Annotated in this window: 14 protein-coding genes and 1 tRNA gene; 11 read left to right on the top strand and 4 right to left on the bottom strand. The window is 49.3% G+C overall.

Features of this window, described 5'->3' with window-relative positions; translation table 11 throughout:
- Positions 1-7: 7 nt before the first annotated feature.
- Together CRN95_RS01455 and CRN95_RS01445 are read right to left on the bottom strand one after the other, a co-directional pair.
- Positions 8-80: transfer RNA gene (locus tag CRN95_RS01455), tRNA-Ala, on the bottom strand.
- Positions 81-229: 149 nt separating this feature from the next.
- Positions 230-778: a peptidylprolyl isomerase gene (locus tag CRN95_RS01445; RefSeq protein ID WP_097019897.1), complete on the bottom strand. Its 549-nt coding sequence runs from the start codon at positions 776-778 to the stop codon at positions 230-232.
- Between the two features lie 164 nt (positions 779-942).
- Between CRN95_RS01445 and pyrR the strand changes: the two genes are divergently transcribed.
- The 10 genes from pyrR to CRN95_RS01395 all read left to right on the top strand — a co-directional run bounded on the left by pyrR (position 943) and on the right by CRN95_RS01395 (position 12,829).
- Positions 943-1,500, top strand: coding sequence for a bifunctional pyr operon transcriptional regulator/uracil phosphoribosyltransferase PyrR (gene pyrR / locus CRN95_RS01440; RefSeq protein ID WP_073424570.1), 558 nt, complete (start codon positions 943-945; stop codon positions 1,498-1,500).
- Position 1,501: 1 nt separating this feature from the next.
- On the top strand, positions 1,502-2,443 hold the full coding sequence (locus tag CRN95_RS01435; RefSeq protein ID WP_012820097.1) for an aspartate carbamoyltransferase catalytic subunit: 942 nt from the start codon (positions 1,502-1,504) through the stop codon (positions 2,441-2,443).
- On the top strand, positions 2,436-3,689 hold the full coding sequence (locus CRN95_RS01430; RefSeq protein ID WP_235002806.1) for a dihydroorotase: 1,254 nt from the start codon (positions 2,436-2,438) through the stop codon (positions 3,687-3,689). Before CRN95_RS01435 ends, CRN95_RS01430 begins: the two co-directional genes overlap by 8 nt.
- A 9-nt stretch (positions 3,690-3,698) precedes the next feature.
- Complete coding sequence (locus CRN95_RS01425; RefSeq protein WP_097019895.1) at positions 3,699-4,739, top strand: PilZ domain-containing protein; 1,041 nt, start codon at positions 3,699-3,701, stop codon at positions 4,737-4,739.
- A 90-nt stretch (positions 4,740-4,829) separates the two neighbouring features.
- Positions 4,830-5,978, top strand: coding sequence for a pilus assembly protein PilM (gene pilM / locus CRN95_RS01420; RefSeq protein ID WP_097019894.1), 1,149 nt, complete (start codon positions 4,830-4,832; stop codon positions 5,976-5,978).
- Complete coding sequence (locus CRN95_RS01415; RefSeq protein WP_088630237.1) at positions 5,978-6,589, top strand: PilN domain-containing protein; 612 nt, start codon at positions 5,978-5,980, stop codon at positions 6,587-6,589. Before pilM ends, CRN95_RS01415 begins: the two co-directional genes overlap by 1 nt.
- A gap of 1 nt (position 6,590) precedes the next feature.
- Positions 6,591-7,196: a type 4a pilus biogenesis protein PilO gene (locus CRN95_RS01410; RefSeq protein WP_088630236.1), complete on the top strand. Its 606-nt coding sequence runs from the start codon at positions 6,591-6,593 to the stop codon at positions 7,194-7,196.
- Positions 7,196-8,935: a hypothetical protein gene (locus tag CRN95_RS01405; protein ID WP_088630235.1), complete on the top strand. Its 1,740-nt coding sequence runs from the start codon at positions 7,196-7,198 to the stop codon at positions 8,933-8,935. Before CRN95_RS01410 ends, CRN95_RS01405 begins: the two co-directional genes overlap by 1 nt.
- Entirely contained in the window at positions 8,932-10,398 is a 1,467-nt protein-coding gene (gene pilQ / locus CRN95_RS01400; protein WP_088630234.1) for a type IV pilus secretin PilQ, read from the top strand. Before CRN95_RS01405 ends, pilQ begins: the two co-directional genes overlap by 4 nt.
- Positions 10,399-10,567: 169 nt before the next feature.
- Entirely contained in the window at positions 10,568-12,829 is a 2,262-nt protein-coding gene (locus tag CRN95_RS01395; RefSeq protein WP_097019893.1) for an InlB B-repeat-containing protein, read from the top strand.
- A 16-nt stretch (positions 12,830-12,845) separates the two neighbouring features.
- On the opposite strand, the gene holA is transcribed toward CRN95_RS01395, so the two are convergent.
- Entirely contained in the window at positions 12,846-13,814 is a 969-nt protein-coding gene (gene holA, locus CRN95_RS01390; RefSeq protein WP_088630233.1) for a DNA polymerase III subunit delta, read from the bottom strand.
- Between the two features lie 3 nt (positions 13,815-13,817).
- Positions 13,818-14,285 (bottom strand): transcription elongation factor GreA, encoded by a 468-nt coding sequence (gene greA / locus CRN95_RS01385; RefSeq protein WP_014545276.1) that lies wholly within the window; start codon positions 14,283-14,285, stop codon positions 13,818-13,820.
- Between the two features lie 74 nt (positions 14,286-14,359).
- On the opposite strand from greA, the gene argJ reads away from it, so the two are divergent.
- Positions 14,360-15,577 carry a bifunctional glutamate N-acetyltransferase/amino-acid acetyltransferase ArgJ gene (gene argJ / locus CRN95_RS01380; RefSeq protein ID WP_012820087.1) on the top strand — a complete coding sequence of 406 codons (1,218 nt, stop codon included), beginning with the start codon at positions 14,360-14,362 and terminating at the stop codon, positions 15,575-15,577.
- Positions 15,578-15,645: the final 68 nt, after the last annotated feature.

Raw genomic sequence — 15,645 nt, 5'->3', positions numbered from 1 at the left:
TTTTTAGTGGAGCTAAGGAGAGTCGAACTCCTGACCTCCTGCATGCCATGCAGGCGCTCTACCAACTGAGCTATAACCCCGAGGACGCGCACAAATATAGAATGAGTTGTTGTGCGTGTCAAGGGTGCATTTTGAAAAAACTGAAATTTTTTTTCAAAATTGTTTTAAAAAAAAGAGATCCCCGCTCGGAGGCGGGGATGACATCGCGTAAAGACCGGCTTTTTGTCTATTAAGCCTTTTCGATTGTGACGGATTCGATGATTACGTCGTCGTACGGGCGGTCCATACGGTCGGTATCGACACCGGCGATCTTGTCGAGCACATCGAAGCCTTCGTAGAGCTGGCCGAATACGGAGTAACCGTCAGCCGGGCCCGGACCGCACTGTTCGTGGTCGAGGAAGTGGACGTTGTTGCCGTGAACGATGAAGAACTGGCTGCCGATAGAGTGCGGCATGGAGGTCTTTGCCCAGCTGAGAGCGCCGCGGACGTGGGTGAGACGGCTGTCGTACTTGTCGCCGATGGTAGAGCCTGGACCCTTGGCGGCGTGGCCACCGGTGCCGTTTCTACGGGTGAAGTCGCCACCCTGGATCATGAAGTCCTTGATGATGCGGTGGAACGGAGCGCCGTCGTACTTGCCCTGTTTTGCAAGTTCAATGAAGTTTGTTGCACATTCGCCGACGATTTCTTCGAAAAGGCGGAGTTTCATGGTGCCATGGTTGGTTTTCATGATGGCGATGGTTTCGCCTGCCTGCGGTTTGTCTAACTGATTAAATGCCATTTGGGGCTCCTGTAACTAGTGTTTTTTTGCCTATATATATAAAATTAAGGGGGTGTTTTACAACTCGCAGAGGCAAATAGCCCCTAAAAAAACTACATTCACCTAAAAATATGGTCAGGAAATTAATAGACTGAAGACTAACGATTAATAACTAAGACTGTTTTATGAACGATAACTGCAAAAAAGTAAGCGAGCTTCTTACAGCGCAGACGATGGAATTTGCGCTAGACGAGATGGCGGCGAAGATTGCGAAGATGCATCCGTCCGCTGACAACATGATTGTGCTCGGCATGGCTAGCCGCGGTATTCCGCTGGCAAAAAAGCTCACCGAGCGTCTTTCTCAGAAATTTGGCAAGCCCATTGAAATGGGTAGCCTCGATGCCACGTACTACCGTGACGACTTCCACTACCGCAAGAAGGTGGCGACAGAAATGCGCTTTACCGAAATGCCGGCCTCGGTAGAAGGCAAGACGGTCATCCTTGTAGATGACGTGCTTTACACGGGCCGTTCGGCCTTGGCTGCCATGCGTTCCATCTTGGACCTTGGCCGTCCTGCTGCAATCCGCCTTTGCGTGCTCGTGGACCGCGGACATCGTGAACTTCCGATCGCTCCGGATTGTGTGGGGCTTACGGTCGAAACCGCTAGGAATCAGGAAGTCCGCGTGGCGATTGAACCTATTGATAAAGAAAATTCCGTTTATCTCGTAGAAGTGGAGGCGTAAAGTGAGCGCTTTGGAAATTAAACACCTGTTTGGACTTCGTGGAGTGTCCAAGCATGATATCCGTCTGATTCTGGACCATGCAAAACAGTTCCGCGAAATTCTCGAACGCCCGGTCAAGAAGGTGCCGAGCCTCCGGGGCATGACGGTCGTGAACTTGTTCTTCGAGAACAGCACCCGTACGCGCACCAGCTTTGAACTTGCCGAAAAGCGCCTCTCCGCCGATACGGTGAACTTTGCAAGCTCGAATTCCAGCGTCAAGAAGGGCGAAACGCTCGTCGATACGCTCCGCAACATCGAAGCCATGAAGATTGACATCGTGGTCGTCCGTCACAAGGGAACGGGCGTGCCGAAGTTCCTTGCGGACAACAGCAATGCCATTATCGTGAACGCTGGCGACGGTGCCCATGAACACCCGACGCAGGCTCTCCTCGACATGCTGACGATCGAAGAAAAGCTTGGAACGCTCGAAGGCAAGAACGTGACGATCATTGGCGATATCCGCCACAGCCGTGTCGCCCGCAGTAACCTCTGGGGCATGTCCACGATGGGCGCTCACGTGACGCTCTGCGGACCTTCGACGCTTGTGCCGCGCAATACAGACCTCATGAACCATGTGACGTGGGAACCGGACGTGAAGAAGGCTGTTGCCAATGCCGACGCCATCATCGCTCTCCGCTTGCAAAAAGAACGCATGGATGACGCACTCCTCCCGAGCATGCGTGAATACCGCAATACGTTCGGCATCACGGAAGAACTCCTCGAATGCGCTAAGGACAAGGTCATCATCATGCACCCGGGTCCAATCAACCGCGGCGTGGAACTCGATTCCGATATCGCCGATGGCGAACATTCTGTAATTCTTGATCAGGTGACCAACGGTGTCGCCGTCCGTATGGCCGTTCTCTTCCTTTTGGCTGGAGGTCGCAACAATGAAAATGCGTAAACCTTGTAAGGGTCGTCTTGTGAATGTCGTTCTGAAAAATGCAAAGTTCTGGAACGGCAAGTCTTTTGAACTTCAGAGCGAAGTTCGCCTGAACGCTTGCGAAACGTCCGAAACGGTTGAATTTGACTGCAACGGTGCGCTTGTGATGCCGGCCCTCTTTGGCCTTGGCCTTGACTTTATGGAACCGCTCCGCGATGACGTCTATACGTTTGCCGATGGCTTTGATGCCATGCGCAAGGGCGGTTTTTACGGTGGCCTTTACGAAAGTGCTGCAAACCCGATTGACGATGCCGACAAGTTCACTGCAATGGTGAACCGATTCAAGTCCGAAGAACGCGGCGAAGATGCTTTCGATATCAAGTTCCTCGGTGCTTACAGCAAGGGCTTTGGCACGGATAGCTTGGCCGAAATGGTCGAGCTTGCCGAAGCAGGTGTCGCTGGTTTTGGCGACGGTAATGGCGTGATTCCGCACTCCCGCTTCCTCCGCCTCGCTATGGAATATGGCAAGATGACGGGCAAGCGCTTCTTCTTCCAGCCGATGGACAAGACGCTCCGCCACAGCGGTTGTGTGCATGAAGGCGCCTATTCCGACATGCTCGGCATGAAGGGCATTCCGCGCATTGCCGAAACGATTGCTGCTTACACGGTTCTCGAAACGGCTCGATTCCTCCAAGTGCCGGTACACTTCAAACAAGTCACCTGCGGTGAAACTCTTGAACTTGTCCGTAACGCCCGCAAGAACGGTATCGATGTCACTTGCGATGTGAACTTGTACCACTTGCTCCTGGATGATTCCTGCCTCGAAACGCTCGACTCCGCATACCATATCCTCCCGCCGATCCGCTCGGCTGCAGACCGCGAAGCCTTGTGGCAGGGTGTTGTCGATGGAACCGTCAATGCCATCAGCGTGAACCACACGCCGGTGCTCCGCCAGGATACGGTTGTGAATTTCGAAGATTCCGTGCCGGGTGCTCTTTCCTTGGAAGTCGCACTCCCTGCTATTTGGAACAAACTTGTGGCAAGTGTCGGCGAAGTTCGTGCTATCGAACTCCTTTCGACTGCTCCTGCTCGTTTGGCTGGTGCCGAATCCGCCGGCGAAAGCGTGGTGGTGCTTGCTCCGGAAAAGACGCACAAGGTTCTCGAAAGCGACTTTGCAGGCCACGTCTGCAATTCTCCGCTTACAGGTAAGGAACTCCCGTCGTCCATCCTCGCAAGCTATATCAATGGTGTATGGACTGAGCTGTAGTGAGGTCTGATGCCTAGCGAGCTTCAAGAAGTTTGGGATTTTTTCCAGAAATACATACTTCCGGTTCTTCCGTTTGTAGCGCTTGTGCTGATTGAAATGCAGCTGATGTACAACCGTCGCGAAAATGAAGTGATGTTTGGTACAGAAGCGTTCGACGAGAAGATCAAGGCGTTTGAGTTTACGCCCAAGGAAGTGCGTACTCTAGAAAAGCTGGTTCGTTCGTCCAAGTTCGAAAACAAGGACGCCGTGCTCAATTCTTCTGGACTCTTTGAAGCTGCCGTATCGGAATTTTATCGCATCCGTAATGTATTCTCTGTCCGCGATGAGACGCTTGAAGCGATTGCCGGCCTCCGGCGCAAGATGGACTTTACAGGTTCGAATCCCTTGTCCATGGTCTGCTCGACTAGGCAGTTCAATATTGGGGATAAGGTAGACTTGGAATTCGAGAATGGTCAGTCGTTTAAGCGTGCTTCGATATTCGAACGTACCGAAAAGGTTTGGAGCGTAAAGATTGACGGTTCTGCCGTTAATGCCAAGGCGCTGCAAGGCTCTCATGCGCTCATCCGCTGGACCCGTATGAATGACGCCGTATATTCAATACGGATGTCTGTTTTTGCTGCAACTCCAGACAAAGTTGTCTTTACCCACAGTGATAAACTCGATAAGGAACAGCTGCGTAAGTGGGTTCGTCAAGTTGTTGATTTCCCGGTGACGGCGACATTCCCGAACGGCGAGGTTCACTCGGGCATGCTTTATGACTTGTCTGCTGGTGGTATTCTGCTTGGCCTTACCGAAGACGTGAAACCGGACCAGCAGTTCTCCATTTCTTTTGAACTTCCGACGTTTGGCGTACAGAATGTGGATGTCAAGGTTTTGAACAACCTGGGGCACCGAAACCCCAATTTCCCCTTGTACAATTCCATCGCTGCCGTATTTACGGGCTCGTATGCCTGGACTCAGGAGCGTGTTCTTCAGTACATTTTTGAGGCAACCCGTAAGGCGAACCCGAAAAAAACGGAGTCAAATGGCGTAAATCGCGTAACAACTTAGATTTATGTGATTTAGAGTTGATTTTTCGCTTGACATTCGCTGTTTATGAAAGTAAAATTTACATAGTATTGTTTCCTATCGGAGTTTATTTTGGCTTTAGGATTGATTGCTAGAATTCGTGGAGAGCGCGAAACTGTTGGCATAGATGTTGGCCACTACAGCATCAAGTACGTTAAGGTCTATCATGATGCTAACGGTAAAAGAATTGTGCGCGAAGTGGATTTGGAACCCGTACCTGCGGGCTCCATCATCAATGGTCTTATCCAGAGACGTGATTCCGAAGATTTGACTGCAGAAAAAGGGGCGAAGAAAGAGAAGGATGGCTTCGACAAGTTGGGCGAGGCATTCTCCAAGTTGCTGCTTCGCCACCCGATTGATGAGAATGTGGATGTGGTTGCCTCGGTGAACTGCGGTGCCGGTGAAGGTGGTGTGCTCGTGGACCGCCTCTCGATCAAGGTCCCGAAAAACGGAAATGAAGCCGCCATTATTGTTCAGACTGCTCAGTCCCGTCCGCCGTTCGATGACCAGGACAACGTTCTGGACTACGAGGTTGTGTCTCGCGAAGGCGATGAGGTCAAGGTCAACGTGGTCGCTGCCAAGAGCTCGATGCTTGATTCCTGGGCTCAGTTCTTTACGCGCAAGGGCATTAGACTGTCGGCGCTGGATGTCGATATTTTTGGTCTGTTGAATTCCTTTGTGATGACGGCGTCCGAAGAGGAACGCAAGAAGACGACCGCCATCTTTAATATCGGTGATAACAAGATGAGCGTCGGTTTTATCCAGGATGGCGCCTTCCACTCTGTGCGATCCATGAATGGCGGTTCGCTAAACGTTATTATCAACAAGCTTTCTTCTAGCCTTGATATTTCTGCCGAAAAATGTCATGAAATGTTCGAAAAGAACGACCTGAAGGTTGTTGAAGGCGTTGCTATTTCTGTTCTCGAAGACGCCATGAAGGTCGCTTTCGAAGAACTCATGTCCCAGATAACCTTTGGTATCCGCTATCATTCTTCTGCGGAAGATTCCCGTCCGCTCGAAAGAATCCTGATCGGTGGCGGTGGAGCTTCTGTTCCGGGGCTTTTGGAATATATTGCCGAAAAGACCGGAATAGAAACGGCTACCGTGAACCCCTTCCGCTCTGTGGAATGCGATTCCAGCGTGGTCGACAAGGAGGGCATGTCTGTTGCCTTGTCTAACATTTACGCCCCGGCTTTGGGACTTGCAATGAGGAAGTTCTAATGGCTACGAAGAAGAATAAAGGCGCTAACAAGGCGCTTGCAATTACGATCAACCTTTTGCCTGGCGAACATCGCAAGCAGCAAAAGGACTTGACTTGGCTTACGGACCGCCGTGTGGTGTGGCCTACAGTCTTTTTCATTCTTGCAATTTTTGTGGCTTTGTTCACTTATGCATACACGCTGCAGGAGCTTTCTAGCAAGGAAGCCGAACTTCAGTCTGTGCGTGCCGCTGTGGAACGTGAACGTCCGTTGCTCAAGAAAATTAGCGAACTTGAAAAGAACCAGTCCATTATCAATACCAAGATCAATGCGCTCAAGTCTATCCAGATTAGCAAAAAGCGCTGGGTGGTGTTGTTCGAAAACATTTCCTCGGTCTTGCCTCCGAATATGTGGCTCCTGAGCGTTTCGCAGGTGAGTGAATTCAACCTCGAAATGAAGGGGACGACGTTTGACTTCTCCGAAGTGGCTGAGTACATGGTGAAGCTCGAAAAGCAGGTCAGCGTACAGAAAGTTTCGCTCGTCTCTATCTCCACGACAAAGGTTGATGGCGATGAAGCCTATAGCTTTACACTCAAGGTCGAACTCAAGAAAGACCTTGGAGAGGAGGGGTGATATGGGCAACCTTAATATTGACTTTAAAGACAAGAAGAACATATACTGCATAGTAACGATTGTTATTATCTGTTTGGCCTTGTATTCTGTTTACACGTATGTGTGGGATCCATTCCAGGTTGAATACGAAAGTTTGGAAAGCCAGAGAATCTCTGCACAGAAGGAATTGGACAAGATTAATTCCAAGAAGCATCGCGTGGCAGAACTTGAAATGCAACTGGTGCAGGCCGAAAAGGATTTCCAGAAGCTGAAGGAAATGTTCCCGGAAGAAGAAAAGGTGCCGCTGCGCTTGCAGGACCTCTATTCAGTGCTCCGCAGTTCCGGCGTGCAAATCCAGAAGTTCAATCCGGAAGGCCGTTCTGAAAGGGAACACTACATTGAAAACCGTTATTCCATTGCGGTCAATTCCGGTTATCACATGCTCGGTTACCTGTTTGCTGAAATTGCAAACTTCAATTACCCGACGGCTATTACGAACTTGAAACTTTCCCGCTATTCCGGCATCGCTGCCGAAGTGCAGAAAGCTGAAACTCACGGTTGGACTCCGATTACCATGTCGGTGAATTTCAACTTGACCACTTATACATCCAAGAAGGTTGGCAAATAATGAAATGCAAGTTCCTTCTTATGCTGTTGTCTAGTGCCGTTGCTTTGCAGGCGGCGCTGATTAAGGATGTCCGTTTTAATTGCGCAAAGAATTGCCAGATGGAATTCCAGTTTGCTTCTGACAAGAATTTGCCGACATTCTTCCAAAAATACGATAACGCCTCCAAGACGTTGCTCGTCGGTTTTTCGGAATCCGACTTTGCTCTTGGTCTTGGCAATTATGACATCGATGGCGCTTCTCCGTACGTGCGCTCCATGAGCGTTACCAAGGAGCTGTATCGCGGCATGAATTTCTTGATGATCCGCATGCCGGTGGGTGCATCGATCAATTCGGATAAAAATGCGATTGCCCTCGACAAGTCTCGCTTCCTTTTGAAGTTTGCTGGCAAGAAGGGCAATTCCTGGACTCTCTCTAAGCTTTTTGCTGCTAATAAGAAGGCTGCAGAAAAGGCGGCCCGCGAAGAAGAAAAGCGCCTTGCCGCAGAACGCAAGGCTGCCGAAAAGCAAGCTTTGTTGGACCGCAAGGCAGCTCAGGAAGAAGAAAAGCGCCTCGCTGCAGAACGCAAAGCCGCCGAAAAGAAGGCTATGCAGGAGAGAAAGGCTGCTGAAAAGGCTGCCGCCCAGATGGCGTCGGTTGTCGCACCAGAAGCAAATGCTTCTGCATTGCTTCCTGGCTTGAAGGAAATGACCGTGCTTATCGGTTCTGGCATGGAGCAGTTCCGACTGGTTGCAAATACGCGCTTGAGCATTAGCGATGTCTCGAACCCGAACCCCTCTCTTTTGATTACGGTTGCGATGAAGGGCCCTGAAAAGTCCCCGGTATTCAAGGTGAGTGCAGGTTCCCTTGTGAAGTCTGTGTTCTGGGATGCTCATGGTCTCAACATCCAGCTTTCTCCGGGAGCTCGCCCAGTTATCTTGGTGCAGGAAGGCGCCTTGATTTTGCAGACGGCTGAAAACGCAATCCGTCGCGATGGCTTTATTTTCTGGAGTGCTCGTCCGAATGGTATTTATGTGCGAGACTGGATGAAGTCTCCGGATGCCGCTCCCGAGTTCTCGGACTTCGTGAAAACCTACGAAAAGGAAAGCAAGAAGGTTGTGGCTAGTTCGCAGACATTCCACTTGCGTCCTGTTGTGCGTGAATTGATTGTCGTTGCCGATGAAACTGAACTGTATGCTTCTCCCAGTGAAAAGGCTCAGGTCTTGCAGCGTGTAGTCTTTGGTGACCGCGTAGTGAACATGGACTTGAATGGCCTTTATCGCAAGGTGCAGGTGGGCAACAAGATTGGTTATGTGAATCGCCGTGCGGTAAGCTTTACCGATGAACTTTCTGCTGTGCAGATGGAACGCCTCAAGAAGGTGGACCAGGAACGCGGTGAAATGCTCACGCAGGGGATGAAGCCTGGTGGAAGCGCCCTTGATGAACTTTATGAAGACCGCGTGACTTACAGTTCGTTTGGTCGTCGTGACCCGTTTGTTGAAATCAAGGGCTTGGTCGAAGAAGGTATCAATATCGACCAGGTTGAATTGGTGGGTATTATTTGGGAAGCCGAGGAGCCGGTGGCTATCCTCGTCGAATCCAAGAATCCGAGCGTGTCTTATACGATTAAAGAAGGCGATAAGATCATGAATGGAAAAGTTCTTAAAATTACACAAACTGATGTGCTCTTCTTGATTCAGGAATTCGGGGTGAGCCGTCGCTACTCTATGGGTCTTCCCGATAAATTTGGGGGTCAAAAGTGAAAAAGCTGACTAAAATTCTGACGATTCTTATCATGGTGGCAAGCTTTGCGACCGCGTGGGCTGCTCCTGCCGAAGGCTCTGTAGCCCCGAATAAGAAGCTATATGACTTTAACTTCGTCAATATGGACTACGAAGCCATTTTCCGCTCTGTGTCGGTGATTGCTGGCGTGGACATCTTGATTGCCCCGGATGTCAAGGGCAAAATAAGCTTGCGCGTGACCAAGAAGACCTGGCAGGAAACCTTGGACATTATTTGTAATATGAATGACCTCACGTGGGTGATTCAGGACAAGTACATTTCCATCCAGCGCTTGAGCACTTATCAGGCAAAGCAGAAAAAGCTTGCCGACGAAGAAAATCAGGCCGAACAGAATGCGCCTCTTGTCCGTAAGAACTTCCAGGTGCACCACGCCAAGGCTGATGAACTTGTCAAGGTGCTTGAAAGCATGAAGTCGAACCGCGGCAAGATTTCTGTTGTGGAACGTACGAACTCCATCATTGTTTACGATACCGAAAGTAAGATCGAACAGATGGGCAATGCTCTTGTCGAACTTGACGTTGAAACGCTCCAGATCATGATTACGGCTAAGCTTGTTGTCGTGAACAGTGAACTTGCCCGTGAACTTGGTGTGGATTGGACTGCAGCTGTGGGAACCACTACGCTTACTCCTGGTACAGCCGCTCTTGGAACTGCCGGTGCTGCCAACTCCAGCCGAATCAGTGGTGCTATCAAGTCCTTCCCGAACGGAACTTCTCCGGCTGTGGGTAAGGCAAATACCGCCATTACGGCAAGCCTCCTCGACAACAATCTCCAGATCGCCATTTCGAACTTGATGGGTGATGCTTCTACGGAAGTGCTCGCCAGCCCGCAGGTTTCTACGCTCGACAACACCGAAGCTCAGGTGTTCATGGGTGACAAGGTTTCCATCCGCGTGATTGACGATAGCGGTGAATCTTCGACCAAGATGGTGGAAACGGGTATCAAGCTCACGGTGACGCCGCATGTTTCTGGCGACAACCGCATCTTGCTCGACCTCCATCCGGAAAACAACTCCTATGGCTATGACGAAAAGGGCGAAGTCGTGATTTCGACCCAGGAAGCAAAGACCAAGGTGGTTGTGGCTGACGGTGAAACGGTTGTGATCGGTGGCCTTACCCGTAACGAAAACACCGAAAGCGAAAGCGGTATCCCGTTCCTCAAGGATATTCCGCTCTTGGGCAACCTTTTCAAGTATAGCCGCAAGTCCATCACGAAGAAGGACCTCGTGATCTTTGTGACGCCGCGCATTATCCGCAACTACATCGGCAATGTCGATATCTCTGAAAAGTCCGAAGAAACTTCCAGTGTTGCCGCTCCGGAACTAAAGCCGGTCGATGACAAGATTATGACATCTCCGGTAGTGACGGGTGAAACTCCAGATGCTCCTGTTCCTGAAAACTCTCACGACGACTGGAATCAGTAATTAACATTTGCCGGACTGTTGTCCGGCCTTTGTTTTATAAACGCGAAAACCCTGGGTTTTACCCAGGGCTTTTTTATATCATCTTTGATGCTTGGTGTATTTTTGTTATATTTGTGTGATAAAAATGTAAACTTTTAAACGTTATTATGACCATCCAAATGGAGCAAAAATGAATAAAGCTATGAGCCGTATTTTTGTGTTGTTGCTTTGCGCCGGCGCTATGTCTTGGGCTGCTGATGATACCTTTAATTTCTCTTTGAAAGGTTTTGCTACTGCAGAAACTATAGATGATATTGAATTTAAAACTCCGAATAAGTGTTTCGTTATAACCAAGCAAGAACTTATTCCTAATGGTGCTGCCGACTTGTTTGAGACATATGTTTCAGTTGATAATACGCAGCAGGGCTGTGCCGATAATAATTTGGTTAAAATCTGGAATGAAGTAAAAGACGTTAATAAAATAAAAGTTGTTTTTGACGGTGTAGGTGAATATTACATACGAAATGTAAATGGAAAAATAGGAATCACAGTAACGCGATATAAGATTGAGTTTACAGGACTTTCTTTAGAAGAAAAATGGGTGACTTTGAAGAAAGAAAAGGTATTGGAGGGCTTGTCTGCAACGCCACCAGAAGATTTCCCTGTGCCTAGACAATTCAAGTTTACTGGATGGAAACAGGACTATTCCGCCATTAATGCCGCTATTACCATTGTGGCCGATTATGAGGAACGTCGATGGTATAAATACTTCTATTTTGATTACGATGGTAGCGATTTAGGCTCTTCTGAAAAGTATTATGAAGGAGAAACTTTTGTGGCTCCGGAAGATCCTGCTCATAAAGGTCTTGTGTTTAAGGGCTGGGATAAGGATCTTAACGATATTAAATATGGGGCGAATACGATTGTGAATGCAATTTTTGAGGCCGCAGACAAACCGGTATATAGTTTTACGGTAAAGGATTTCAAGACTGCTGTGAAAGCTTCCGATGTGAATATTGAAACCCCTAATGAATGTTTTGTGGTCTCTAACCAAAAGTTTGACAAATATAATGAGTATGAATATGAAGAAGGTGATTCTGATGCCTGGTTGTATGATTTAAGCATTGCAATTGATATTGATGATAAAGAGGCGTGCAAAAATGACAGCTTAGTCAATATTTGGAAATTCCTATATGTAAAAAACGAGACGCCAGTTGTTCTTGTAAATGATTTGGATGTCAAGAAATTAAATTGGAAAATCACCTACTATAAAAATGGCGTATCATTCCCTTATCGTTGGTACCGAGTCGACTTCCTTGATTATGATGGAGCTGTATTGAAAACGGAGCGTGTCGGTTATGGTCAATCGGCGACTGCTCCGAAAGATCCTGTTCGTGAAGGGTATGAATTCAAGGGATGGGACAAGAAATTTACCTATATCGATAAGCCTAGATTTAAGGTAAATGCTGTCTACGAAGAAATTCCGATGATGGTAATTACGTTTGTTGATTTCGTTAATAAATCCGTCATTGATGAAGTTGAAGCTGTGGTGGGTAAACCAGTGACTGCTCCGAAACCGCCTACTCATGCGGGCTTGGAGTTTGTTGGCTGGAGTAGAAACTTGGATAATCTTACAGAAAATACAACTGTAGAAGCTGTGTATGCTGCTACTGCGGATCCTGAATTTGCTTATACAATTAAAGGCTTGGAGCTGGATGGGGCTATAAAGGATGTTAAAATAGGAGGCCCGAATGAGTGCTTCTTCCCTTTTTATAAAAAAATTGAATTAGATAGCAAGCTTGTTAAAGATACCTTGAAAGAAGGTAATTACTTAATGTATTTCGATATTGAAGCCTCTATTGAAGGGGACTGTGCTGATGATAGTCTGGTGAATATTTGGAAAATTGCTAATCCTCGTAAGATTAATGATGAGCTTCTTACGGTTAATGGTAATCCGGCTTATTTTGCTGGTGACAGCAAGCTTAAAGGGGAAATTCTCTATAGCTTTGAATTGAAGAATTTGAGTTCTTCGAGCTCAAGTAATGCCAAGTCTAGCTCAAGCAGTAAGGCAAATTCAAGCTCCAGTTCTGTGAAGGAGAACGCTTCGAGTTCAAGTAAAAATGTTGAAAGTTCAAGTTCTGGCAAGGCAAAGTCGAGCTCTAGTTCTGTAAAATCGAGTTCTTCTAGTAAAAAGTCTAAATCAAGTTCTTCGAATGGCAAGGCGTCGATTGCATTGAAGGGCGCTCGGCCGCAGTTCAGTGTGGCTATGGTTGGCCGCGATATCCAGGTGATGAATGCTCGCAAGGGGAGTGTCTACGCTGTATTCGACATGCAGGGGCTTGTCATCAAGTCCGGTGTTGTTGATGATGCCAACTTTAATATGACGATGAATCGTGCCGGGGCATACATTGTGCGTGTCGGCAGTGACGTCAAGCAAGTGAATGTGAAGTAAAATTTGGCGAGCGAGCTTACCGCACGACGAGTGCGGCGAGGGCGAGTTCCTGGCTCATGCGGGTCGGGCACTTGCCACTCTTGATTTCGTAATTGAGGTCGGCGAGGCGGCGCAATACGCGCACGAGGAGTGGCTTACGCCAACGGCGGCAGCATTCGGCGGCTTGGCCTTTTTTCACGAACATGTAGTAGTTCTTGCCGATCTTTTTAGCGGCTTCTTCGGGCGAGACGCCTTTTGCAGTAAGCGAGCCGTAGTTCAAAAGCGAGAGTGCGTAGTTGTACAGCGTGTTCGAAATGCGGATGGCGTCGACGCCGCTGTTCAAGAGCTCGTTTAACTTTTGGACGTAAGCCTTGGCATTCTGCATGCCGAAGAATCCTTCAATCTCATAGGTCGGGATATCGCGCTGGGAGACGACCATCGTTTTCACGAGGTCGAGCGTAATCTTTTTGCAGTCCGGAGCGTAGAGGATAATTTTCTCGACTTCTTCGCTCACGAGCTTGGTATCGTTGCCGAGCGCTTCGGCGAGGTACTGCGATGCTGCAGGCTCAATCGCCTTGTTAAAGTGCGTCGGGACAACGGCTGAAATCCAGTCGGCCATTTCGTATTGCTTCGGAACGTCGAACTTTTCGACCTTGCCTACCTTTGCGAGAGCCTTGTAGAGCTCGCTGGAGGCGAGAAGTGTTTCAAAATCGAAGAGCAACTTGCCGCTTGCTGCGTGGGGGAGCCACTTGGCAAGAGCCTTCATGTCGTCGGTCTTGAGGGCTTCGGCCTTGCGTACGACGATGACCTGTTCAGGCGAGAACATCGACACGGAATCGCACGCTTCGATGATGACATCGGAGATGGAGGCGATGTTTGTATCGGTGGCGTACAGCACCTGCTTGGCCATCGGATCTGAAATCCGGTCGCCAAGAGTCTCGGACAGGAATTTTTCAATCCGCTTGTCCTTGCTGAACTGGTCTTTGCCGATGAGCGTTACGAACATGGATTACTTGAAATCGATGATTTCGAACTGGTTCTTGCCCTTGGGCGTTACGACTTCGACCGTATCGCCGCGCTTCTTGCCCATGAGGGCGGCACCAATCGGGCTCTTGAAGCTGATCTTGCCGTTGAGGGCGTCTGCTTCTTCGGGAGAGACGAGCTGGTACACGATTTCGCGCTTGGTCTTCAGGTTCTTGGCCGTGATGGTGGCGCCGAACTTGATGGTATCGGAGTTCGCATCAAATGCTATCACCTGGGCGCGGGCGAGTTGGTCCTGGAGCTTCGGCATTTCGATGTTGTCAATAGAGGCAAGGCGCTCCTTGGCAGCATGGTATTCAGCGTTTTCGCTCAAATCGCCTTGTGCACGGGCATCAACTAATTCTTGAAGTACGCGGGGACGTTCAACATTTTTTAAATTTTCAAGGTCCTTAACGAGCTTGTCGTAAGCCTCTTGTGTAAACATGATCTTTTCCATGCTCCATAAGGTAAAAATTTTAACGGGCTTTGCGAGCCCAGAATCGCAAAGAAAGCTTCTTTTTAGGAGATACTATGTACACTGTGTTGGAAAAAGGCGGCGTTTGCTCCCCCAAGGGCTTTACCGCATCTGGAATTTGCGCCGGAATCAAGGCCAGCGGCAATGCCGATATGGCTCTTCTCAAGAGCGAAAAGGCAGCCCGCTGCTTCGCCGTTTTTACCACCAATAAGGTGAAGGCCGCTCCGGTCCTTTATGACAAGGCCGCTTTGGAACATGCCCACTTTGCATCTGCTGTGATCGTGAACAGTGGTAACGCTAACGCTTGCACGGGCGAAAAGGGTTATGCCGATGCTGAACGCATGGCTGTCCTCACGGAAGAAGCCTTGAAGCTCACGCCGAAGAGCGTGCTTGTTTGCAGCACGGGCGTGATTGGCCACTTGATGCCGATGGACAAGATCGAAGCCGGTATCCCGAAGCTCGTGGAAAAGCTCCATGAAGATGCTTCCGAAGAATTCGGCCGCGCTATCCTCACGACGGACCTTGCTCTCAAGAGCCACGCTGTGGAAATCAAGACCGAAAAGGGTGTGGTGACTATCGGTGGCGCCTGCAAGGGTTCTGGCATGATCCACCCGAACATGGCTACGATGCTTGCGTTCATCACGACAGACCTTGCTTTGCCGATTGACTTCTTTGCTGAATTCCGTGCCAACATCGCAGACTCCTTCAACGCAATTACGGTTGATGGTGACACCAGCACGAACGACACTTGCATCATGCTCGCTAACGGCATGAGCGGCATCAAGTACGAAGACCTCTCCCTCAGCGAACAGGGCGAATTCCGCGCAGCTTTGACGCTCGTGATGCAGAGCCTCGCCAAGGACATTGTCCGCGACGGTGAAGGTGCAACGAAGCTCATCGAACTCCGCATTGAAAAGGCTGAAAGCCACGAAGAAGCTCTCCGCATGGCTCGCTTCATCGGTACGTCGAACCTCGCCAAGTGCGCCATGTTCGGTGAAGACCCGAACTGGGGTCGTATCCTTAGCAGTGCTGGTTCTAGCGGCTGCAACATGGTTGCCGAACACACGGACCTCTACTTTGGTGAAGTCAAGGTTCTCGAAGGTGGCCGTCCGGTACAGCTGGATGAAAAGCAGACGGCTGCACTGCATGCCGTGGTTCGTCAGCGTGAATACAAAGTAACGCTCGTGTTGAACATTGGTCAGGCTTCTGCAAGCGCATTCACTTGCGACTTGAGCTATGGCTACGTGAAGATCAACGCAGAATATACGACCTAATCGGCTAGAGTTAATAAGAACTTTAAGAAGCCGATTATCTCGCACACACGCCTCGTTAATACGAGGCG

It is taken from the genome of Fibrobacter sp. UWB16, from assembly GCF_900215325.1.
GTDB lineage: Bacteria > Fibrobacterota > Fibrobacteria > Fibrobacterales > Fibrobacteraceae > Fibrobacter.
Note: the sequence above shows the minus strand (reverse complement) of the source record. Positions and strands in the feature narration are given on the sequence as shown.

Excerpts from the sequence above, each read along its gene's own strand:
- CRN95_RS01445 (WP_097019897.1), bottom strand. The coding sequence starts at position 778 with ATGGCATTTAATCAGTTAGACAAACCGCAGGCAGGCGAAACCATCGCC.
- pyrR (WP_073424570.1), top strand. The coding sequence starts at position 943 with ATGAACGATAACTGCAAAAAAGTAAGCGAGCTTCTTACAGCGCAGACG.
- CRN95_RS01430 (WP_235002806.1), top strand. The coding sequence starts at position 2,436 with ATGCGTAAACCTTGTAAGGGTCGTCTTGTGAATGTCGTTCTGAAAAAT.
- CRN95_RS01425 (WP_097019895.1), top strand. The coding sequence starts at position 3,699 with ATGCCTAGCGAGCTTCAAGAAGTTTGGGATTTTTTCCAGAAATACATA.
- CRN95_RS01415 (WP_088630237.1), top strand. The coding sequence starts at position 5,978 with ATGGCTACGAAGAAGAATAAAGGCGCTAACAAGGCGCTTGCAATTACG.
- CRN95_RS01410 (WP_088630236.1), top strand. The coding sequence starts at position 6,591 with ATGGGCAACCTTAATATTGACTTTAAAGACAAGAAGAACATATACTGC.
- CRN95_RS01405 (WP_088630235.1), top strand. The coding sequence starts at position 7,196 with ATGAAATGCAAGTTCCTTCTTATGCTGTTGTCTAGTGCCGTTGCTTTG.
- CRN95_RS01395 (WP_097019893.1), top strand. The coding sequence starts at position 10,568 with ATGAATAAAGCTATGAGCCGTATTTTTGTGTTGTTGCTTTGCGCCGGC.
- holA (WP_088630233.1), bottom strand. The coding sequence starts at position 13,814 with ATGTTCGTAACGCTCATCGGCAAAGACCAGTTCAGCAAGGACAAGCGG.
- greA (WP_014545276.1), bottom strand. The coding sequence starts at position 14,285 with ATGGAAAAGATCATGTTTACACAAGAGGCTTACGACAAGCTCGTTAAG.
- argJ (WP_012820087.1), top strand. The coding sequence starts at position 14,360 with ATGTACACTGTGTTGGAAAAAGGCGGCGTTTGCTCCCCCAAGGGCTTT.